The sequence below is a fragment of the Streptomyces sp. NPDC087844 genome (genome assembly GCF_044742785.1).
In the GTDB taxonomy this organism is placed as follows: Bacteria; Actinomycetota; Actinomycetes; order Streptomycetales; family Streptomycetaceae; genus Streptomyces.
In genome coordinates, this window is record NZ_JBIUVD010000022.1 from 146,719 (window position 1) to 166,626 (window position 19,908).

Annotated in this window: 18 protein-coding genes; 4 read left to right on the forward strand and 14 right to left on the reverse strand. The window is 72.4% G+C overall.

The features are described 5' to 3' along the window. Positions 1-124: 124 nt before the first annotated feature. The 6 genes from ACIOKD_RS33415 to ACIOKD_RS33440 all read right to left on the reverse strand — a co-directional run bounded on the left by ACIOKD_RS33415 (position 125) and on the right by ACIOKD_RS33440 (position 6,429). Positions 125-1,429 carry an FG-GAP repeat domain-containing protein gene (locus ACIOKD_RS33415; RefSeq protein WP_402091528.1) on the reverse strand — a complete coding sequence of 435 codons (1,305 nt, stop codon included), beginning with the start codon at positions 1,427-1,429 and terminating at the stop codon, positions 125-127. Between the two features lie 138 nt (positions 1,430-1,567). After that, on the reverse strand, positions 1,568-3,196 hold the full coding sequence (locus tag ACIOKD_RS33420) for an NADase-type glycan-binding domain-containing protein (RefSeq protein ID WP_402091530.1): 1,629 nt from the start codon (positions 3,194-3,196) through the stop codon (positions 1,568-1,570). Beyond that, entirely contained in the window at positions 3,193-3,750 is a 558-nt protein-coding gene (locus ACIOKD_RS33425; protein ID WP_402091533.1) for a phage tail protein, read from the reverse strand. Before ACIOKD_RS33425 ends, ACIOKD_RS33420 begins: the two co-directional genes overlap by 4 nt. Then, positions 3,747-4,028, reverse strand: a complete 282-nt coding sequence (locus tag ACIOKD_RS33430) for a hypothetical protein (RefSeq protein WP_402091535.1) — start codon at positions 4,026-4,028, stop codon at positions 3,747-3,749. Before ACIOKD_RS33430 ends, ACIOKD_RS33425 begins: the two co-directional genes overlap by 4 nt. Then, positions 4,025-5,983: a putative baseplate assembly protein gene (locus ACIOKD_RS33435; protein ID WP_402091538.1), complete on the reverse strand. Its 1,959-nt coding sequence runs from the start codon at positions 5,981-5,983 to the stop codon at positions 4,025-4,027. Before ACIOKD_RS33435 ends, ACIOKD_RS33430 begins: the two co-directional genes overlap by 4 nt. After that, complete coding sequence (locus ACIOKD_RS33440; protein ID WP_402091540.1) at positions 5,983-6,429, reverse strand: GPW/gp25 family protein; 447 nt, start codon at positions 6,427-6,429, stop codon at positions 5,983-5,985. The genes ACIOKD_RS33435 and ACIOKD_RS33440 overlap by 1 nt, the downstream gene beginning before the upstream one ends. 33 nt (positions 6,430-6,462) lie before the next feature. On the opposite strand from ACIOKD_RS33440, the gene ACIOKD_RS33445 reads away from it, so the two are divergent. Beyond that, complete coding sequence (locus ACIOKD_RS33445) at positions 6,463-6,618, forward strand: hypothetical protein (RefSeq protein WP_402091542.1); 156 nt, start codon at positions 6,463-6,465, stop codon at positions 6,616-6,618. On the opposite strand, the gene ACIOKD_RS33450 is transcribed toward ACIOKD_RS33445, so the two are convergent. From ACIOKD_RS33450 to ACIOKD_RS33465, 4 genes are all read right to left on the reverse strand, one after another. Beyond that, a complete protein-coding gene (locus tag ACIOKD_RS33450; RefSeq protein WP_402091543.1) occupies positions 6,590-8,491 on the reverse strand; it encodes a VgrG-related protein in 1,902 nt (633 codons plus the stop codon). The two genes, ACIOKD_RS33445 and ACIOKD_RS33450, sit on opposite strands and share 29 nt — an antisense overlap. Continuing rightward, a complete protein-coding gene (locus tag ACIOKD_RS33455; protein WP_402091544.1) occupies positions 8,491-9,213 on the reverse strand; it encodes a peptidase M23 in 723 nt (240 codons plus the stop codon). Before ACIOKD_RS33455 ends, ACIOKD_RS33450 begins: the two co-directional genes overlap by 1 nt. Before the next feature lie 16 nt (positions 9,214-9,229). Then, the gene (locus tag ACIOKD_RS33460) at positions 9,230-9,655 is read right to left on the reverse strand and encodes a phage tail protein (protein WP_402091546.1); all 426 of its coding nucleotides are present in this window, start codon (positions 9,653-9,655) and stop codon (positions 9,230-9,232) included. A 107-nt stretch (positions 9,656-9,762) separates the two neighbouring features. Further along, on the reverse strand, positions 9,763-10,485 hold the full coding sequence (locus ACIOKD_RS33465) for an extensin (protein ID WP_402091547.1): 723 nt from the start codon (positions 10,483-10,485) through the stop codon (positions 9,763-9,765). Between the two features lie 1,354 nt (positions 10,486-11,839). Between ACIOKD_RS33465 and ACIOKD_RS33470 the strand changes: the two genes are divergently transcribed. Beyond that, positions 11,840-13,054 (forward strand): hypothetical protein, encoded by a 1,215-nt coding sequence (locus ACIOKD_RS33470; protein ID WP_402091548.1) that lies wholly within the window; start codon positions 11,840-11,842, stop codon positions 13,052-13,054. 458 nt (positions 13,055-13,512) lie between these two features. On the opposite strand, the gene ACIOKD_RS33475 is transcribed toward ACIOKD_RS33470, so the two are convergent. The 4 genes from ACIOKD_RS33475 to ACIOKD_RS33490 form a co-directional block, all read right to left on the reverse strand. Further along, on the reverse strand, positions 13,513-13,671 hold the full coding sequence (locus ACIOKD_RS33475) for a DUF6760 family protein (RefSeq protein ID WP_188114298.1): 159 nt from the start codon (positions 13,669-13,671) through the stop codon (positions 13,513-13,515). Then, entirely contained in the window at positions 13,668-14,177 is a 510-nt protein-coding gene (locus ACIOKD_RS33480) for a hypothetical protein (protein WP_402091550.1), read from the reverse strand. The genes ACIOKD_RS33475 and ACIOKD_RS33480 overlap by 4 nt, the downstream gene beginning before the upstream one ends. Further along, positions 14,177-14,620 (reverse strand): phage tail protein, encoded by a 444-nt coding sequence (locus ACIOKD_RS33485; RefSeq protein ID WP_402091551.1) that lies wholly within the window; start codon positions 14,618-14,620, stop codon positions 14,177-14,179. The genes ACIOKD_RS33480 and ACIOKD_RS33485 overlap by 1 nt, the downstream gene beginning before the upstream one ends. A 104-nt stretch (positions 14,621-14,724) precedes the next feature. Further along, positions 14,725-16,326, reverse strand: coding sequence for a phage tail sheath subtilisin-like domain-containing protein (locus tag ACIOKD_RS33490; RefSeq protein ID WP_402091552.1), 1,602 nt, complete (start codon positions 16,324-16,326; stop codon positions 14,725-14,727). Between the two features lie 234 nt (positions 16,327-16,560). On the opposite strand from ACIOKD_RS33490, the gene ACIOKD_RS33495 reads away from it, so the two are divergent. Next, complete coding sequence (locus ACIOKD_RS33495; RefSeq protein ID WP_402091553.1) at positions 16,561-18,231, forward strand: DUF4157 domain-containing protein; 1,671 nt, start codon at positions 16,561-16,563, stop codon at positions 18,229-18,231. Between the two features lie 119 nt (positions 18,232-18,350). Further along, the gene (locus ACIOKD_RS33500) at positions 18,351-19,796 is read left to right on the forward strand and encodes an RICIN domain-containing protein (protein ID WP_402091554.1); all 1,446 of its coding nucleotides are present in this window, start codon (positions 18,351-18,353) and stop codon (positions 19,794-19,796) included. The last annotated feature ends 112 nt before the right edge of the window (positions 19,797-19,908 follow it).

Consider the following 19,908-nt stretch of genomic DNA (forward strand, 5'->3'; position numbering starts at 1 on the left):
ATCGGTTGCCTGGAAGTGGGCGTGGCGGGGCCGTCGGGGGAGCTGTCGCCGCACCCCGTGAGCAGGCAGCGGCGACCGCCGACGAGCAGTGCGACGGCCGCCCGCGGAAAGCCGGCGCGGCGCCTCAGCTCTCCGCGCCGAGGAACTCCGAGGTGGAGAAGGTGAGTCCGGGCTTCCGCGCGATCAGGTCCTTCTTCGCGCCCGGGTACACGGCGATCGTGTCCTCGGTGTCCCCGCGGTAGGTGCGCACCACCAGGTCCGCCCGCTTGTCGCCGTCGAAGTCGGCGACCGTCAGGACCCGGGTGGTTCCCCGGGCGGGCGGCTGCACGGTCACCATGCCGGACGTGGAAAGCCCGCCCGAGCGGCCCTTGAGGATCCTCAACCGCGAACCGCTGGCGACCAGTTCGCTCACTTTGTCGCCGTCGAAGTCCCCGGCGTCCAGGACCGTACCGGCGACGGCGAGTTCGGCGCGCAGGGTGCCCGGGACCTCGTACCGCAGGGCCGTGCCGCGCAGTGTGCCGATCGCCGCGTCGAGCCCCTTGCCCCTGCCGAACTGGCCGAAGGCGACGTCGACACCCCTCGGGAGGGCGACCGCGGTACCGGTGGGGCCGGTCGGTCCGCCCAGGACGAGGGAGGAGTCGGAGGTGCCGGACCCCTCGGCCGTACGCACGAGCAGGTCGTCGTAGCCGTCGCCGTCGACGTCCACGGCGGGGGGCGCCGGGGCGTTGCCGGGCGAGGCGAGCGGCGCGCCGGCCGCCTTAGGGGCTCCCTTGCGGGTGAAGGGGCCGCGCAGCTGGCTGAGGTGGCCGTCGGAGGCGTGCACGACGAGGTCGGCCGCCCCGTCGCCGTCGAAGTCGCCGCACACCGGCTGGTCCGGCCAGTCGTTGCCGAAACGGGCCTGCGCGGGGATCGCCAGTTTCACCGCCTTGCCGGACAGGCCCCGGGCCGAACCGAAGAGGATCTGCAGCGGCACCGGCGGCTGCCCCTGTCCGTCGTACGGCGGGTCGGTCGAGACGACGAGGTCGGTGAAGCCGTCCTTGTCCAGGTCGCAGCTCGCCTCGGCGTCGAAGACGGCGGGCGACTGCCCCTTGGTGGTGGCCGCGTGCTGCGCCGGACTGAGCAACTGCCGTGCGCCGGGGACGAGTCCGCGCTCCGAGCCGTACACGATCCCGATACCGGCGTCGTCCCCGTGCGTGTCACGTTTCACGAGATCGTTGAGTACGAGGTCGCGGTGCCCGTCGCCGTTGAAGTCGCTGTCGACCTCGCTGCCCCGGCCCAGCGGGACGGGGATCCGGGCGGGAGCCTTGGCGACCGTGAGGGGCCCGCGGTCGGCGGCGGCCTTGTCGCCGCCGTCCGGCCCGCCGCAACCGGCGAGCAGCAGGGCGCAGCCCGCCACGGCACCCGCCGCACGTATTCCGTTCTTCCCCATGGCCACGTCAACCCCGACCGCATCGTGAGACAACAACCTGCACATGATGCGGTCGGGACGTGTCAAAAGTCATCAGGGGTGGCCGTTTTCAGCCCTTGCCGACACCTTGTCGATACCTCGTCGACACCGTGTCGCTCGTCATGACCTGCTGCCGTTGGAGCGGCCGAAGAGCTCGATCTCCGCGATGGAGACCTGCTTCTTGGCGTCGGCGGCGTACGCCGAGCGCAGGATGAACCGCACCGCGACGACCTCACCCACCCGGAACTTGCGGGCCTGGCCGCCCGCGCTCCGGTCGAGGTTGAGGATCCGGGTGCTCTTCTTGCCGTCGGCGGTGGTGATCTGCGCCTCGATGCGCTTCGGGAGGGCCGACTCCTGAAGGTGTTCCACCTTGGCCGAGACGCCGGAGGTGATCACCACGTCCAGCAGCCGGGTCGGGGTGTCGAAACGGGCTTCCACCCACTCGCCCTCACCGGTCTGCGAGACCCCCGGACCCCACCAGGTGTTGCTGAGGCCGTCGAAGGCGAGCTGCGCGCTGTGTCCGGGGTACGAGCGGGACGCCCTGACACTGTCCGGGCCGACCGGGGCGCGCTTGGCGAAGTGGTCGCGGGTCGCGTCGATGCCGTCACCGATGTTGACGATGAGGGCGATGATCAGGCCCAGTACGGCGGCGCCGACGACCAGGTTCATGATGCGGCCGAAGCCGCGGCGCAGGCGGGGGCGTTCGCCCGCCCACGGGATGTCCCCGTTGCCGAAGTTCAGCAGGCGGCGCCACCAGGTCTGCCGGTCCGGCGGGCGCGGGCCGCCTTCCATGGGCATGGCGCAGCGGGCGCAGAAGTGCCGGTCGGGCCGGTTGGGGGTGGCGCACCACGGGCACGGCGGGCCGTCCTGCGGGCCGGACTCGGGGCCCGGGGCGCGGACCTGGGGACGGCCCGCCAACGGGACGCCCGGCAGCACGGGGGCGACGGCGGGTGTGACGGGGGCCCGGGGTTCGGGGTCGTTCACGGGGATGAGGAGGGACCTGGCCCGTTCGTCCGCCGTGTCGGCGGCGGAGGGGGGCGGGGCGCCGTGGCCGAGGGCCACCCTCGGCTCGGTGTCGGTGTCGTTCGCGTGGCCGCCGGTGGCCGTTGTGGCCGTTCGCGGGGTGAGGGCGGAGAAGATGTCGGGGGCGGCCGGGTCGGCCGGCGCGGCCGGGGACGCGGCAGCGGGGGCCGGCGCCGGGTTCCGCTGTTCGGGTATGGCGGTGCCCGCACCGGCGCGGGGGCCGGCGGGAGCGGAGGGGTGCGGCGGGGTGGCCGCGGACGGGGTGGACGCGGAGCCGGAGCCGCTGTCGCCGCCGTGTCCGCCGCCGTCGCGTCGGCGGGTCTCGTCCCCGGCGGTGTGGCCCGCGGTGTGGCCCGCGGCGGAGCCGACCGCCGTGGCCGGGGTGTCATGGGCGGTCCGGGCCGTGCCCGTACCGGCACCGGGCGCGGCGAACGCGTCCCAGCCCGGTTCGTTGCGTGCGTCGTCGCGCGAGTCGTTGCCCGGAGTGCTGCCCTGACTGCTGCCTGGACCGTTGCCCGGCTCGTTGTCGGCCCCGCGGCCGGTCGCGGAGTCCCGCGCCGGGGCGGCGGCTCCCGCGGGCACCGGGGCCGCGGCGTTACGGCCGGTGCCCCAGCCGAGTACCGCACCGCAGGAATCGCAGAAGGACTGGCCGGGCTCCGCGCGGGTGCCGCACTCGGCACAGCTGCGCGCCGGCTCCTGTCCCGTGCCGGAGTTCTGGCTGGTCATCTCTCGGGAATCCTTTCGGCGGCGGTCACCTGGACCGTGTAGGGCATGTGGGCGGGACGGGCGGCTGCCACGAGACTGTCCAGGCGGTGTTCGTCCGCACGGGTCGGGTTGGGCAGCCGTAGAGCGACGTGCAGGCGCGGGCGGCGGTCGCCGGGGACCGGGCCGAGCGGCCGGGCGTCCCAGGAGGCGCCGCCGCTCTCGGTGATCTCCGGGGCCACGCCGAACACCAGGCGTACGGCCTCGGACAGGCCGCGGCTGGTGCCCCGTACCCGGTGGAGGAAGGCGGCGGCGGCGACGGCGGCGCGCAGCCGGTCCTCGGGCTCGCTGCCGTCCGTCTCGGCGCCGACCCAGCCGGCCAGCCACCGCGTGAAGTCCACCGGTGCCAGGGACGGCGTGAAGTAGGAGTCCAGGTTGTCGAGGACGGCCAGGATCGGCGCGAGCACGTCGTCGAGCCCACCGACGAACCGCTGCGCCAGATCGTCGTCGGCGAACACGGCGGGCAGTGTCATTCCGATGGGCGCGGAGGAGCCAAGCCCGTCGATGGAACCCCTCACGGCCGGTCTCCCCTCGCGCGGGCGTACGCGTGCTGGGTGTCCGCGTGCCGGGCGAGGCACTCCGGGACCCCGGCGACGGCCCACGCGCGGCCCTCGGCCGGACGGACCGGACGAGCCGCCGGAGAGGCCGCGTGGCCCCTCAGGCCCGTGGGGCGCGCCGGTGCGGTGGTCGTGCGGCGGATGCCGTCGCGCGCGGTCCGCGCGCGGGAGCCCCGCGTGGTGGCGGTCTGCCGGGTACGGGGCCCGGACGGGTCGGAGGTCTGCGGCAGGTGGCTCATGCGCGGTCTCCGATCACTCGGACGCGGTGGTCGAAGGGGAAGACCAGGGACGGGGCGGCGAGGTCGATGCGGTCCGTCGCTTCGCCGCGCTTGCCGGTCAGCGGGTCGGCCGGGTGGAGCTGGACCTCGTCGACCAGTTCGACACCGGGGACCCGCTGGAGGACGGCGAACACCTCGCCGGACTGCACGGGCCGGCCGAAGCGCCAGCCCCGCCCGTCGGCGCCGCCGGTCAGCGGGTCGAGGTGCCGGTACAGGGCGTCGTGCGCCTGACGGCGGACCCGGTCCGTGTCGGTGCCACGGAACGCGTGCACCGTGGCCACCACCGTGATGCCCTGGTAGAAGGGCGGGCCCACCGCCAGGCGCGTGCCGATCAGGCGCCGTTCGTCGAGGTGCCGGGTGATGCGGTGCAACAGCGCGTCACCGGGGACCAGTTGCTCGAAACGCAGTCGGCCGCCCGGGTCCGGTACGGCCTGGGGCACCACCAGCACCCGTACCGCGTACGCCCCGTGCTCGCCCTCGTCGCCCTCCAGGCAGGTGATGCGGGCCGTCTCGGGCGCGGCCCGGCGGGCCAGCTCCTCGTAGTCGCGCAGGGTCACCGCCCGCTCCTGGGCGCGCAGCGTGATGGGCGCCCGGGTCTTCGCCTCCTCCACCGTCTCGCCGTCGACCCCGCCGCGCGCCGCCTCCCGGTTGACGACCTCGGAGACGTACGGGACGGAGGTGCGCAGCACCTGGACGGCACCGCGCGCCACGTTGCCGGACTTGCCGCCGCCCGTGCGGTAGCGCCGGGCGCGGATGACGGCGCCCTTGGGGGCCACCGCCCCGTACTGGCGCAGGGTGCCGTCGGGCTCCCGTACCGCCGGGCCGAACGCGATGTCGCCGGTCGCGGCGTCCAGGGTGATGTGCCGGTCGTACGAGGTGGACGCGGCGAACGACGGGACGACCTCCCAGTCGGTCCAGCCCTCGTGCTCGGCGGTCTGCAGCAGCACCGGAGGGGTGTCGCCCACCACGGGGAAGTGGGCCAGCCGCAGCCGCTGCCCGGGCAGGCCGCTGGACTCGCCGAGCGCCTCGTCGGTCACGGTCTCGGCGTGCACGGTCGCGGTGGTGCCGCCGAGCGTGAACGCGTCCACGGAGCGCACGGTCGGCGAGGTCGTGTAGAAGGGCTGGTCGGGCAGGGGCTCGGTGACCCGGCAGCGCAGCCAGCCGGCCTCCTGGCCGCCGGTGCGCGACAGGGTGTGCGCGCCGGGGATGTGCAGGACGACCTCGCCCGGCCGGTTCAGACCGCCGGTGCCGTCCCGGTCGACCTCGCAGACGACCCAGCCGTCCTCGGTCCACGCCTCCCACAGCAGCGGGGGCTGGCGCGGGTCCACGCCGACGCCGTCGACCCGGCTGTCCAGCTCCATCGCGACCGCGCAGTGCGGGACGGCGGTGTCCAGTCCGATCAGCATGCAGTCCCCGGGCCGCGGGGACTCGGTGAAGCACATCAGGTCCTTGCCCTCGGCGAGGTCGGCGGTCCTGTCGGTGACGGGCTCACCGTCGCGCTGGACCACCAGGTACCGCAACTCGCACGGCACGATGACCAGTTCGTCCTCGGTGGCGAAGACCGCGGCCTCCTCGCTCTCGGTGCGCGTGGTGGCGACCTCGGTGCCCACCGGCAGCAGCACCGGCTCGTCCTGCGGCGCGGACAGCCAGAACGTGACGTCCGTACGCGCGGCGGAGGGCGGGAAGAGGGTGATGCCCACCAGGTCCAGGAACGCCAGATGGTTCTTCTCCGGCACCCGGTTGAGCCGGTAGACGATCTGGTCGGCCATGTGGGCGACCGTTTCCACGAGGGTGACGCCCGGGTCGGAGACGTTGTGGTCGGTCCACTCCGGGGCGCGCTGCTGGATGTAGCGCTTGGCGTCGTCGACGAACTGCTGGAAGCGGCGGTCGTCGAGGTTCGGGGAGGGCAGTGCCATCAGCGGTCGCTTTCAGGGGAGTCGCCCGCGCCGGGGGCGTCGGGCTCCTCGTGGGAAGGGATGACGTAGAACGGGAAGACGAGGCTGCGCGGGTTGTTGGTGCCGCGGATCGAGTAGCGGACGTCGATGAAGAGCACGCCCTGCTCGCTGTCGGAACCGGCGGTCACATCGACGTCGCTCACCTCGATGCGCGGCTCCCAGCGGTCGAGGCTCGTGTACACCTCGTGCTGGATACGGCCGGCGGTGGCCTCGTTGACCGGGGCGAACACCAGGTCGTGGATGGCGCAGCCGAACTCGGGGCGCATCGGCCGCTCACCCGGCGCGGTCGACAGGACGAGCCGGATGGCCTCCTCGATCTCGCGCTCCCCGCTGACCAGGGCGATACCCCCGGTGGGTCCGATGCGCAGCGGGAACGCCCAGCCGGATCCGACGAACTGCTCGGCCATCAGGGGGCCACCCGCCTTCTCGTCCTCGTCGTCATGGTCATCACGGTCGTCATGGTCGTCACGACGGTGGTTGTCACGGTCGCGGTCGCGGTCGCGGTTCTTGCGGTCCTGTTCGCCACGGTCCTGTTCGCCACGGTCCTGGTCGTCTTGGTCCTGGTCGTCACGGGATCGGGTACGGCTTCTTGTTGACCGTCACGAGGCCCATGAGGTCGATGTTGATGGCCCGCATGCCCACCTGGCCGATGGTGTTGATCTGCACGGTGCCACCCGCGTTCAGCGTCGCGGCACCGGCCGCCTTGAGGTTGAGGGCGCCCACCGCGTCCACGGACACGGCCCCGCCGAGCGACTTGAGGCTGACGATCCCGCGGCCCTGGAGGGTGAGCGGCCCGCCGCTCTTGATGCTGATGCTGCGCCGGGCGCTCAGCGAGAGGTCGGTACCCGCCTCGATGGACACCGAGGTGCCGCCGGTGATGGTGACGGCGCCCTTGCTGTCCACGGTGATCTCGGTCTTGGTGCGGTCCAGGTTGATGGTCAGCCGGTCGTTGCCGGTGGCCAGCCGGACGCCCTGCTTGCGCAGGCCGGTCTGCTGGCTGAGCAGGTCCATCCGATTGCCGTCCCGGTCGGACACGGTGTGCCGGATCGCCTTCTTCTTGACCGGGTCGTGCAGCCACACGTCCTTCACCACGGTCGGCTTGTCGACGCCGTTGTAGAGGCCGCCGATGACGAACGGGTGGTCCAGGGCGCCCCGGTCGAAGGCGACCAGCACCTCGTCCCCGACGTCCATCGGGAAGATCCCGCCGCCCGCCTTGCCGCCCAGCTGCACGGTCCGCGCCCAGTCGCTGACGTACGCGTCGTCCAGCCACGGGAACTGCAGCTTCACCCGGCCCTGCTTCAGCGGATCCTGTACGTCGGTGACGAGCGCGTTGGCCACACTCGGCAGCCGGGGCGCCGTCGCGCCGCCGCCGGACGTCAGCCCGAACAGGGAGCGCCACTGCCGGCCGCTCACGGTCACCAGCGTCTCGTAGTGACTGCCCGCGCCGAAGGTGTGCCGTACGGAGGTGACGGTGTACTTGCCCTCGAAGGGGACGCCCACGTCGGTGAGCGCGACGGCCACCCCGGGGCGCAGCACGGGATTGCCGTGCACCGTGACCTCCAGCTCGGCGAACGAGGAGGTGAGGTCGTCCGCGAGGGAGGCGGCGGCGAACTTGACCTCGGGCCGGCGGTCGTACGGGGTGTCGGTCTCGACCAGCTTGGCCGCCTTGAAGGCGCTGGCGGCCTTCTGCGGGGTGGTCCCGATGGCGAAACCGGTGTAGGTGCCGGCCTTCCTGAGTTCGACGATCTTCTTCTTGGTCGGGATGTCCCAGCCGCGCGCCTCCACCTTGTCGACCTGGTCGGCGGCGGTGACGGCGGCCCGGCAGCGCAGTACGTCGACCCGGCCCCGCAGCACCCGGGGGTTCGGATCCTCGGGGGAGGTCGACAGGGGCGCCTTGGAGGCCGGATCCGGCTCGGCGAACTCGAACTTCCCCTTGGCGTCCAGCGACATCACCATCTCGTTCTCGTCGGCGAGCCGCGCGAGAAAGTCCCAGTCCGTCACATTGGACTGGGAGATGAACTCGTAGACCGTCTTGGTCGTCTGGATCCTCCCGATCGCCACACCGTTCATCGCGGCCAGCTTGCGCGCGATGTCGGAGGCGGTCTGGTTGCGGTACGCGGCCACCCGGCGCACCCGCATCAGACGGTGGCCCGGGTCGTAGCCGCGGACGACGCTGAACGTACCGGTGCCGTCGTAGTCGGTCTCCATGCCGGTGACCTCGCCGGTGATCAGCGGGTTCGCCGCGCCCTTGCCGTCGGCGACGGGCGCGAGGACCACCTTGGAGCCGAACCTGATGTTCAGCTTGCCGAGTACGTTCCGGTCCGGGTCACGGAAGGTGAGCCGGAACTCGCCGGGCACGCCCGCTCCGAGGTCGGCCCAGCCGGCGACGAGCAGGTTGATGTAGTCGGGCGGGATCTTCTTGCCGTCGATGGTGACGTGGATGATGTTGGAGAAGGACGTCTTCGCCATCAGTAACGCACCTCCTCGGCGGCGGGGAGGACCAGCTCGACACCGGTGGGCAGGTGCGTGGGGTTGTCGATCCCGTTGGTCTCGGCGATCGCGCGCCAGGCGGACGCGTTGCCGTACTCGCGCCAGGCCAGCGACTGCAGGGAGTCGCCCGCGACGACCCGGTGCACCCGCTGCGCGGTGAGCGCGCCCGAGGTCGGGTTCTGGCCCTTGATCGTGCTGGGGATCTCGTGCAGCGACACCTGGCAGGTGGCCCGGATCGGCACACCGGTCGTGCCGAACAGCGAGTAGGTGACGTCCACGGAACTCACGTACGAGGTGAAGCGCGCGGTGGAGAACGAGCCCCACTGGAAGACCACCCAGGGCGGCGAGGGCTGCTTCGCGGCGATGCTCTTGGCCGTCACCTCGCAGCAGTCCAGCAGGGATTCCACGTTCTTCAGCACGGCGTTGCTGGTCGGCTTCGTGGACGAGTCCAGGAAGATCTCGACCGTCATCTCCCGGGGCTCGGGCCCCATGAACTCCGGGACCGTGCCGTCGCGCACGCCCGCGGCCGGCGTGGACTTCCACTGGGAGCGCCGGCTCAGCTGCAGCTGCGAGGGGTTGAAGTCGAAGTTGAACGTCTTGATCAGACCGCCCGGAGTGGTGCTCGCTCCGACGGGCGGCTCGTGAATGGCGATCGTGGCGCGTACGAGGCTCTTGCCCGCGCCCTTGCTTCCCTTGGCCATGGTGGTGTCCCGCCCCTCAGTCCGTGAATCCGTGGTGAGTGATCTCCAGGACCTCGGTGGCCACGTTCGGGTTGGCCGGGTCCAGGGAGGGCCCCTGCCAGCTCACCGGCAGCACGTCGATCAGCCCCCAGTGCGCCACCTCCGAACCGTCCGCGCGCAGCGCGGCGATCTGCGCGGTCGGCCGCTTGATGCCCGTGGCCACGGACGAGATCCAGGCCGCGACCTTGGTCGTGTCGGGGGTCAGCGGCCGGGTCAGCCGGATGTTGGAGAAGGTGACACGGGACGGAAGCTGCCAGACGAACCCGTTGTTGCCGCCTTCCTGGCGTTGCTCGATCTCCACCGCGGACGACAGTCCCTCGCACCCGTTGAAGTAACCGAGGCTCTCGCCGTCGATGGTCAGGGTGAAGTAGATGGTGGAGCCCGGGTCGAGAGCGCGGGGCATCGGGGGCGGCCTTTCTGCGGACGTCGGTCGTGCGGGGTCGTGCGGGGTGGTGCCGGGTGGTGCCGGGTGGCGCGGGGTGCTGCGGGTCTCGGCCGGTCGGCGGCGGCTCAGCGACGTGGGTCGCGGAGCTTGCCGATCCGCTCCCGGTCGAGCCGCAGTTCGGTACGGATCATCCGGGTGATCCGGCTGATCAGGCGGTGCGTGAGCTCGTCGAGCTGGAAGTCGGTCAGGGAGCGGGGGTCGAACTGCCCCTTGGCGACCGCGCTGTACGCCGGCGGGGGGCCGCCCTGCTTGTACGGCGGCGGATCGTCGGCGGAGCCCGACCCGGACGAGCCGTGCGACGAACCGCCGTGAACCGTGACCGCGGACACGGCGGTGGTGGCCCTGGCGGACGTCGGCAGCAGGGCGCGTTGTACGGACGCGGGCACGGGCGTGGGAGCGGGGCGTGGCGGAGCCGGCGCCGGTGCGGGAGCCGTGGCGGCGGGTGCCGTGGCCGTCCGGGGTGCGGCGACCGCCTGCCGCTGGACGACTGCCGGGGCCGGGTACGCGTTCGGCACCGTCAGCGGCTGCGCGGCCGGAACCGTCCTGACGGGCCCGGCGGGAGCGGACCTGGTGGCCGCGAGGAGCGGCACGGCACGGCCGGCGGGAGCACCGGGCGTGACGGCCCGCTGCACGGCCGCCGGTCCCGCACCGGACGCTCCGTACCGGCTGGGCGTGGGCGCCGGGCGGCGCAGTGGTACGGGGGCCGGGAGGGCGGGGCGCCGGTGCGCGGGGGGTGCCGTGGGCGTGAGGGACGGCGCGAGGGCGCGGGCCGGGGTGAGGGCACGCATCGGTGCAGGCGCTTGTGCGGGTGCGTGCTCGGGTGCGGGTGCGGATGCGGGTGCGGGTGACAGTGCCTGTGGCGGTGCTTGTCTGCCGCCTACGGCTTTGGTGGCGGGGACGACCGCGGAGGGGGCGGCCGTGGCGCGCTGCACGGAAAGGCCGTTGGCGGGCGGGGTGGAGAGGGGTACGGCCGGGCGGCGGAGGGGTTGTGTCGGCGGTGCCTGTGCCGGTGCGGGTGCCTCTGCGGGTGCCTGTGCCTGTGCCTGTGCGGGTGCACGCTGCACGGAAGGCGGTCCGGCAGGGGCCCAACCGGCCGGAGACGTACGCCCGGAGAGAGGCCGCGTGTTCACGGGAGGCGCGGAGAGAGGAGCGCCGAGCAGGGGGCGCTGCCGCGCGGCGGGCGCGGTGGCGCGCTGGACCGGGGTGTGCGGAGGAGCGACCGGGGCTGAGGCCGGGGCCGGGGCCGGGGCTGGGGCTGGAGTTGCGTTCGGGAGCGTCGGCGGTACGGCCGGGGTCTGCGGGCGGTCGGCGGGGCGTGCGGATGCGGCGGAACTGGTCGGACCGTTCGGAGCGGTCGGCAGAGTCGAGGGCGGGGTGGCCGAGGTGACGGGAAGCGGGGCTGCCGGGCCGGGGCGAGCGGCCGTTGAGCGGGTGACGGACGGGTTCCCGGCCGTCGGCGCGCCGAGCCCCATACGCCGCACGCCAGTGGAAGCACTCCGCTGCACGGGGTACGGGCCTGAACCGGCCGGGGTGCTCGGAGGGGGTGAAGCGGCAGCGGGGGCTCCGGGGCCGCCTTGACCCGGCCCTGCAGCAGGCGAGTTCGCGGCGGCGGGGCCGGCTGCCGACGGCGTCCTGTGCTCGGTGGGCCCGGCTGTCGACCTCTGGACGACGGGCGCCGTGCCCGAAGGGGCGTGCGCCGGAGCGCTGTGGGACGGGGCTGTCGTGCCGCTGGAACCGGTTGAAGCCCGCTGGACGCTTGTCGCCGTGCCACGCGGGCCGGCCGGTGTCCCGGCGGGCGCGTTCGGCGTACGACTGGGAGCGCTGCTCGCCTGCTGGACGTCGACCGCCGGGTTACTGGGAGTGGCCGCCGCCCGCTGGACTCGGACGGGCGCCTTGCCGGCACCGGCGGCCGTTGTTTCGGCAGGGGCAGGGGCAGGGGCAGGGGCAGGGGCAGGGGCGGGGACTTGGGGGTCGGCCGTCGGCTGTCGGGCCTCGACCGCCGACGTGGCAGCGGCAGGGGTGTTGGCTGCCGGGGTGGGCCCGGCCGTCGCCCTCTGGACCGCGACGGGGGTGACCGCCGTTGCGACGGGGCGCGTTACAGGGCTGCTGGGGCCGGGGCCGGTGGTGGCTGAGGCAGGGGTCGTGTTCGCAGCGGGTGCGGGTGCGGGCGTGGGCGTGGGTGCGGCGGCGGGCGTGGGCGTCGCGCCGCCCGAACCGGCTCTTGCCCGCTGGACGTTGAGCGCGGGTCCGTTGGTACGAGTCACCGCGCTGCCGGGGCCGGTCGCCGTACTGCCACCGGACGCGGACGCGGACGCGGGCCGTACGGGTCCGGTCGGGGTGGGGCTGTCCGCGCGGGCCGGAGTTCCGGGCGAACCAGCCCTCGCCCGCTGGACGTTGAGCGCCGGTCCACTGGTGCGGGTCACCGCGCCGCCGGCGTCGGCGCCCGTACCGGCACCGGACGTGGACGCGGGCGCGGGCCGTACGGGATCGGCCGGAGCCGGGTCGCTGGGACGGGTCGGGGTGGGGCTGCTCGCGGGGGCCGGTGTTCCGACGGGGCCGGTCGCCGGGGCCCGCTGGACGTTGACAGCCGGTCCGCCGGAACGGGCCACCGAGTTGCCGGGATTGCCCCCCGTACCGCTGGTCCCGGCAGTACGGCTGCTGGAGCCGGACGCCGTAGCTTCACCGGATGCGGATGCGGATGCGGATGCGGGCCGGACGGGTCCGGCCGGAGTCGGGTCGCTTGGATGGGTCGGGGTGGGGCTGCTCGCGGGGGCCGGTGTTCCGACGGGGCCGGTCGTCGCTGCCCGCTGGACGTTGACCGCCGGTCCGCCGGAACGGGCCACCGCGCTGCCGGGATCGCCCGCCACCGGGTTGGCGGCGCCCGACGCCGTAGAACCCGACCTCGTAGCCCTCACCGTCGGAGCACCCGACGAGACGGGACCCGAGGGGACGGGACCCAGCGCGGCGGGACCGGACGAAGTGGGACCGGACGGAACGGGACCCGGCGGAACGGGACCCAGTGAGGCAGGACCCAGTGAGGCAGGACCCGACGAGGCAGGACCCGACGGGACGGGACCCAGCGAGGCGGGTCCAGATGAAGCGGGTCCAGATGAAGTGAGACCAGGTGAAGTGCGGCCCGACGAACTGGGACCCGACGGAGTGGGGTCCGGTGTCCGCGGGGCGGGTGGTGTCGGTCGGGGGGCCACCGGCAGAGCCCGCCGTTGTACTGCGGGCGTGGCGGGCACCCTGGTCAGCGAGTTCTGCCGGTGGGGCCTGGGGGGTACGGCGGTCACCCGGGGGCCCGTCGGGCGGGACGCCGTGACGGGCAGGGACGCGCGCTGCACCGGTGTTGTGTGACCGACCGCCGGGGACGGGGCGGCCTCGGGGACGTCGGGCCCCGCCACCGGCAGGACGCGCGACGGCGGTTCGAGTCCGGCGACGGGCGCGGCCGACGTGGTGAGCGCGTTCCTGATCAGCCCGCCCGGCGCTCCGTCGAGGACGGCGTGGGACAGGGTCCCGGTGAGAGAGGGGTTCTGCCAGGTGCTCAGCCGACCACCGAAGCCGGAGTCGGCGACCCCGGTACGGCCCAGGGCCGTCCGCTGGATCGGCGGCAGCCCCGTCCAGCCGACCACCGCGGCCGGCCCGGCACCCACGGAGGTACCCGTGGCAGCCGTGCCCGTGGCAGCCGTACCCGTGACGGTCGCAGCGGGTACGGCACCCGCACCCGTACCTGTAGCCGCATGCGCTCCCGTGGGAGCGGAACGTGCGGCGGATGCCGCCGCGCCGCCCCTCAGTCGGTCGAGGAACCCCACCGATCAGCCCTCCGCCCCGCCCCGGGTCACCAGGGACGCGATCTGTTCCGTGTAGCGGCGACGATCCTGGTGTTCGAGATCCAGGATGGTCTCCAGGCTCCAGTGGAAGTGGTAGGCGACGTACGCGATCTCCTCGTGCAGCCGGTCGGTCGCGTACGTCACGATTCCCCCAGGCGGCTCCCGCCGAGTTCGACCTCGAAGGGCTCCGAGCAGTGGGGGCACTGCACGGAGGCGCGGGTGTGGCCCTCGGCGTTGACCTGCCGGTAGAAGTCCTGCAGGAACGCGAGGTCGGAGGCGAACATGTTCTCCACGATGCCGTCGTGCACCATCGCCAGCGTGCCGAGGCGGGTGATGACCCGGCCCAGCAGGACCACCGACAGATAGGCGGGGTTCTCCTGGACACGGACGTCCCGCAGCGGGATCAACTCGTCCCGGGCGGTGGCCAGACGCATCACGCCGTCCCGGTGCACCGTGCCCGCGTCGTCGACGTAGCCGCGCGGAAGCTCGAAGGGGAACTCCGTGCGCAGCGGTTGTGCCACCGGCGCGGGCGCCGGCGCCGGAGCGGCGGCGGGCGCCGGAGCAGAGGTCTGCTCCGGCGCCGCCACCGGCTCCGGTACCGGTGCGTCCACGACCGGGCCCGCGCCCGCCCTGGCAGCAGTACGGCGCATTACTCGATGACCAGTTCTTCGAAGACGATGGTCACGGTCTCGGTGAGCGCGGATGCCTCGCCGGCCTTGAGCGCACTGGCGTCGATCTTGGAACACCAGGCGTTGCGCATGTTGTACCGCTTCACCGGGTTGTTCTGGTAATCCATCATGATGATGGAGGCGTTCTTGCGGGCCGTGCTCATCTGACCGGCGATCGAGTCGTTGATCCACGTCGTGAACGCCGGGGACTGGGTCATGCCGCGCACCACGCTGCACTGCCCGTCCTTCTGCACGCCGGGCATGAGGCTGACCTCGGGCCTGCCCTGCGCCGAGTTCGACAGGTGCTTGATGACGTCCTGTTCGATGCTGAGGCCGTTGACCTCCGCGAGGTACTCGACCATGACGCCGTCGATCTGGAGACCGAAATTATGTGAAGTGAGAGCGTCACCCGGGCTGAGACTCATCTGTTCTCTGTCCTTCTGAGGGTTCTTGTCTGTGACGTACGAGCTGGCGTACGGGACCGCGTACGGAGAGGCACGCGGGGGCTAGCCGGGGAAGCAGGCGGTGCCTACTCCTCCAGCTCGCCGCTGCCGCTGGAGAACTGGGCCAGGCGGAAGATCACGAACTCGGCGGGCTTGACGGGCGCGATGCCGATCTCGCAGATCACGCGGCCGAGGTCGACCGACTCCGGGGTGTTGGTCTCCTCGTCGCACTTGACGTAGAACGCCTCTTCCGGCCGCTGGCCGAAGAGGGCGCCGCTGCGCCACTCGTTGACGAGGAACGCCGAGACGTTGCGCCGGATCCGGGCCCACAGGTTGTGGTCGTTCGGCTCGAACACCACCCACTGGGTGCCGAGCAGGATCGACTCCTCCAGGTAGTTGAAGTACCGGCGGACGTTCAGGTAGCGCCAGGCCGGGTCCGAGGACATGGTGCGGGCGCCCCAGACACGGATGCCGCGGCCCGGGAAGGCGCGGATGCAGTTGACGCCGATGGGGTTGAGCAGGTCCTGCTCGCCGCGGGTGATCTGGAGCTCCAGGTCCACCGCGCCGCGTACGACCTCGTTGGCGGGCGCCTTGTGCACACCGCGCTCGAAGTCGTTGCGGGCCCAGATACCGGCGACGTGACCGCTCGGCGGGGTCAGGCGGGACTTGCCGGACGCGGGGTCGAAGACCTTGACCCAGGGGTAGTACAGGGCCGCGTACTTGGAGTCGTAACCCGCGGTCTCCTGGCGCCAGACGCGGATCTCACGGGCGTTGAGGCTGGGCGGCGGGTCGATGACGGCGACGCGGTCGCCCATCAGCTCGCAGTGCGCGATCAGACCGAGCTGGACGGCCTTGACGGCCTCCAGGTCGATCGCGCCGCGCTGGTAGGCGGCCATCAGGTCGGGGACGGCGACCATGGAGATCTCGTCCACGGCCTCCAGGCCACCGAAGCCGGTGCGGTCGGCGGAGTCGCCGAGGTACTGGGCCGGGCCCGGGTGCGAGTCCTGCGACCCGGCCGGAACGGCGGGGGAGCTGGACGAGGCGGCCGAAGGGGCGGCCAGGGCCACGGTCTGGTTGTCGGGGCGCGCCAGCTGCGCGGTGGGCGCCGCCTCCTGCACGGTGATGAGCTTGGAGCGCTCCTTCACCTGCGTGACGACGTAGTTGCGGCCGCCCTTCTTGGCGGTCACGTCGAAGGTCTCGACCGGCCTCTCGCCGTCCTTGACGATCAGCTTGAAGCGCTCGGCGGGGCCCTCGCCCTCGGGGTCCGCGACCTCGACGCTGAGCGAGCCGCCCGCGACCGCGGTCACACTGAAGGTGCCGAGCTGCTTCGGCTCGCCGGCCGTGAGCGCGGCGGGGGCCGCGGAGCCGGAGACGGCCGCCGGAGCGCCGTTCGCGGACACGCCGTTCGCCGACGCGCCGTCGGCCGCGCCGCCGACCCGTACGACGTAGGCGGCGCTGCCGCCGTTGTTGAAGAACCCGTACACGGAATGCGCCAGGTAATAGCCTTCGGTGAAGACACCGAAGGCCGCGACGTACTGCGACCAGTTGGTCACCAGCGTCGGCTCGTTCAGCGGGCCGTGCGGGGCGAGCCCCACGAAGGCAGCCACTGACGTGCCCACTCCCTCGATGGGACGCGAGCCGCTGGCCACCTCCTCGACGTAAACGCCGGGTGACAGGTAGGACGGCATGCTCTGCGCTCCTCGGGGTACGAGACAGGTCTACTCCGAGCTTCACGCGCGCGAGCGTTCGTTGAAACGTCCTGCGGTACCTGATCGGGGGCAAACTCCCTGCCCGCAAGGGCAGTCCGGGACACCCGAGTGCCCCCGAAACCGTCCGTGCTGCCCGCAGGACTGCCCTCACCGCTCTCCCCGCGGCCGATCCCGCCCGGTAACGCTGGAAGATCAGTCGTGGAGGGGAACGTCATGCGCGCGCAGGAGGCCCAGGCCGACAAGGCCGGTGGTGATCAGGTACGGGTCCGCCCCACGACGGAGCGGAACACCACCGCGGACCGGATCCTGGCGTTGCAGAGCGCGGCGGGCAACGCGGCGGTGACCCGGGCCGTGCAGCGGAGGCAGCACCAGCACAGCGCGGGCCACGGGCCCACCCCGGACGAACAGCACACGATGGTGGACCAGGTCGTGAAGTCCCCGGGCAGCCGGATGAACGGCTCGCTGCTGAAGGAGACGGCGAGCTGGTTCGACGGCGAGGACTTCAGCACCGTGAAGCTGCACACGGACACGGTCGCCCTGCAGTCCGCCCAGGCGATCGGCGCCCGCGCGTACACCGCCGGCGACAACGTGGTCTGGGACGGCAAGGACAAGCCGACCCTCATCCACGAGCTGCAGCACGTCAAGGACCAGCGCAGGGGCGCCGTCCCCGGTACCGACAACGGCTCGGGCCTGAAGGTCTCCAGCCAGGGCGACTGGGGCGAGAAGCGGGCGGAGGCGATCGAGGCGCAGGCGCGGAGCGGGCCGCCGCCGGTGCAGCGCGCGGTCACTCCCGGGGGCGCGACCGCCACCGAGGCCCTGAACGACTCCGCCACCGAGGCCCTGAACGACTCCACGACCGTGGGTGCCGGGCACGGCTTTGGCGGACACGCGATCCAGCGCGCGGTGTGGACGTTCAACGGCAGCACCAGGACGCACCACGCCATGGGGCAGAACTCGGGCACGTGGTTCGACAGCGACGGCCGGACCAGGACCACCGCCGAACTGCAGGTCGACTCCACCTCACTGCAGCACGGTGACAAGTACGACGACGTCACCCGGCAACTGCACAGCAGCGGCGCCGTCGCCATCTCCAAGCGCGGGACCATCGCCGACCACAAGTACCCGCAGCGCGAGACCAGGACCCGCAAGGCGGTGGTCGAGGCCCAGCAGAAGATGACGGCCGCGCTGGCCCTGCTGAACGCGGCGGGCGGTGCTCCGAACGGCGTGCTGCTGCAGGCACTGACGTCCGCGTTCCCGGTGTTCCAGACGGCGACTCCCCAGCAGGTCGGTACTCTCCTGCCGCGGATCTCCGAGGTCCTGCGACGCGTTCAGGTGGGCCTGGCCTCGCAGGGCGCGCAGATCGCCCTGGTCGGGGAGGCGTCGATGTTCGACCTCTCGGCCAAGGGGGCGAACGCGTCCGGCGCGGCCGGCTGGGTCGACGCGAGCACCAAGGACTATGCCGCCCGGCTGAATCCCGACTACATGAAGAGCGAAGCGCTTCCGTCCATGGACTCGGGGCGCACCGGCGCGATCAACCTGCGGGAGGAGGGCGAGGTGGCCTGGTACGTCATCCACGAGGCCACGCACCGCTTCGCCGGAACGCTGGACTACCAGTACAGCTCGTACGACCACGAGCTGTCGGAGGACGCCGCGCAGGCGGGTCTGGCGACGGTCCTGGACCCGGCCACCGCGGCCACGCAGGACGCCGCGATGCTCGGCAGGCGGACCGCCCGCGACCCGGCCACCTACACGGGCGACAACGAGACGCAGCGTCCGAAGCGGCAGGAGAACTGGTACGCCATGGGCCGGCGCGCACTGATGAACGCCGACTCCTACGCGCACTTCGTCATGACGGCCACCGGCTCACCGATCCCCAGGAGCTGACGGGGAGCTGACGGGGAGCTGACGGCAGGAGCTGACGGCCCCACCTGTGGGCCTTTCGGGCAGCACAGCGTGCACCTGGGTCCGCTGCCCGAGGCCCGTCCGATGGCTAGCGTCCGTATGTGAGCCTTTGGACTTCTCTGGAACCCGCCTCCGCGACCGTGGACCCGGGTGGCAGTACGACGGTGCGGCTGCGTCTTCGCAACACCGGTGATGTGGTGGACGAGTACCGCTTCGAGGCGGTCGGTCCGCTGGCGCCGTGGGCGAGGGTGGAGCCGCAGGTGTTGCGGCTCTATCCGGGGACGACGGGTTCGGTGGACATCGCGTTCGCGCCGCCGCGTACGCCCGATGCGACGGCGGGTCCCAATCCGTACGCGGTGCGGATCACGCCGACGGAACACCCCGAGGCGACCACCGTCCCGGAGGGGAACCTCACCATCACCCCGTTCACGGAGGTGCGGGCGGAGTTGGTGCCGCCGACGGTGAAGGGCCGTTTCCGGGGTCGTCCGAAGCTGGCGGTGGACAACCTGGGCAACACGAAGCTGACGGCGTCGGTGAGCGGCAGCGACAACGGTGATCAGTTGTCGTACGACATCCATCCGTCGAATGTGCAGATCGACCCGGGCCGTGCGGCGTTCGTGAAGACGACGCTGAAGCCGCGCGAGATCATCTGGTTCGGTTCGAAGGAGTCACGCCCCTACACCCTCGCCGTCCAGCGGTCCGGCGTGGAGCCGCTGGACGTGGAGGGCACCTACGTCCAGCGGGGTTTCCTGCCGCGCTGGCTCGCCACCTTCCTCGGTATTTTCCTGGCCCTCGCCATCACGTTCGTGCTGCTGTGGATCGCCTACAAGCCGCAGGTGCGCAGCGCCGCCACGGAGAAACTGCAGGAAGCCGGCATCAGTACCCTGGCTCCCTCCCCCTCACTGACCCCCGAGGCGCCCAAGGCCCCGTCGGTCGAGCCGGTGGCCTCCGAGCCCGCCGCTCCGTCGGCGTCCGGAGACGGAGACGGAGACGGAGACGGAGACAGTGGCGGCGGCGGAGGTGGGGAGAGCCCGAAGCCGAAGTCGACGCCGAAGAGTGTCGTCCCCGCGACCGAGATCCTCCTGCGGAACCCGACCACCAAGATGTGCGCCGACATCCCGGGCCGTGAGAAGGGCAAGGAGCACGGCCGCGTACAGCAGGCCACCTGCACCGGGAACCCGGACGAGGACAACCAGCTCTGGAACCTGGAGGTGCGTGTGCCGAAGGGGGGTCCCGGCGGTTCCGCCCTCTTCGTGATCCGCAACGTCAAGGACCAGTTCTGCATGGACCTGCCGAACTCCGGGGCCGAGCCCGTGCAGGTGGGGGTGTACGAGTCCCCGTGCGACGGCACGTCGGCCGACAACGATCTGTGGTGGATCGACAAGCAGGAGAGCGGCGCCTACTGGATCCGCAACTTCGCCAGCAACAACAAGTGCCTGGACGTGGCCGGGTTCAGCACCGGCGGCGTCGACACGAACCTGACGCTGTATCACTGCTCCAACACCGATGACCAGGAGTGGCTGGTCATCCATCCCTCCAAGGAATGAGACCCGAGGGAATGAGACCCGAGGGAATGAGACCCGAGGAACGGGACCCGGGGCAGCCGTGCCGCCTGTTCGGGCATGCACCGTGCCCCGCTGCTTCCTGACCCGGCACCGG

Excerpts from the sequence above, each read along its gene's own strand:
- ACIOKD_RS33415 (WP_402091528.1), bottom strand. The coding sequence starts at position 1,429 with ATGGGGAAGAACGGAATACGTGCGGCGGGTGCCGTGGCGGGCTGCGCC.
- ACIOKD_RS33420 (WP_402091530.1), bottom strand. The coding sequence starts at position 3,196 with ATGACCAGCCAGAACTCCGGCACGGGACAGGAGCCGGCGCGCAGCTGT.
- ACIOKD_RS33430 (WP_402091535.1), bottom strand. The coding sequence starts at position 4,028 with ATGAGCCACCTGCCGCAGACCTCCGACCCGTCCGGGCCCCGTACCCGG.
- ACIOKD_RS33435 (WP_402091538.1), bottom strand. The coding sequence starts at position 5,983 with ATGGCACTGCCCTCCCCGAACCTCGACGACCGCCGCTTCCAGCAGTTC.
- ACIOKD_RS33440 (WP_402091540.1), bottom strand. The coding sequence starts at position 6,429 with ATGGCCGAGCAGTTCGTCGGATCCGGCTGGGCGTTCCCGCTGCGCATC.
- ACIOKD_RS33445 (WP_402091542.1), top strand. The coding sequence starts at position 6,463 with ATGGTCATCACGGTCGTCATGGTCGTCACGACGGTGGTTGTCACGGTC.
- ACIOKD_RS33450 (WP_402091543.1), bottom strand. The coding sequence starts at position 8,491 with ATGGCGAAGACGTCCTTCTCCAACATCATCCACGTCACCATCGACGGC.
- ACIOKD_RS33455 (WP_402091544.1), bottom strand. The coding sequence starts at position 9,213 with ATGGCCAAGGGAAGCAAGGGCGCGGGCAAGAGCCTCGTACGCGCCACG.
- ACIOKD_RS33460 (WP_402091546.1), bottom strand. The coding sequence starts at position 9,655 with ATGCCCCGCGCTCTCGACCCGGGCTCCACCATCTACTTCACCCTGACC.
- ACIOKD_RS33465 (WP_402091547.1), bottom strand. The coding sequence starts at position 10,485 with ATGCGTGCCCTCACCCCGGCCCGCGCCCTCGCGCCGTCCCTCACGCCC.
- ACIOKD_RS33480 (WP_402091550.1), bottom strand. The coding sequence starts at position 14,177 with ATGCGCCGTACTGCTGCCAGGGCGGGCGCGGGCCCGGTCGTGGACGCA.
- ACIOKD_RS33485 (WP_402091551.1), bottom strand. The coding sequence starts at position 14,620 with ATGAGTCTCAGCCCGGGTGACGCTCTCACTTCACATAATTTCGGTCTC.
- ACIOKD_RS33490 (WP_402091552.1), bottom strand. The coding sequence starts at position 16,326 with ATGCCGTCCTACCTGTCACCCGGCGTTTACGTCGAGGAGGTGGCCAGC.
- ACIOKD_RS33495 (WP_402091553.1), top strand. The coding sequence starts at position 16,561 with ATGCGCGCGCAGGAGGCCCAGGCCGACAAGGCCGGTGGTGATCAGGTA.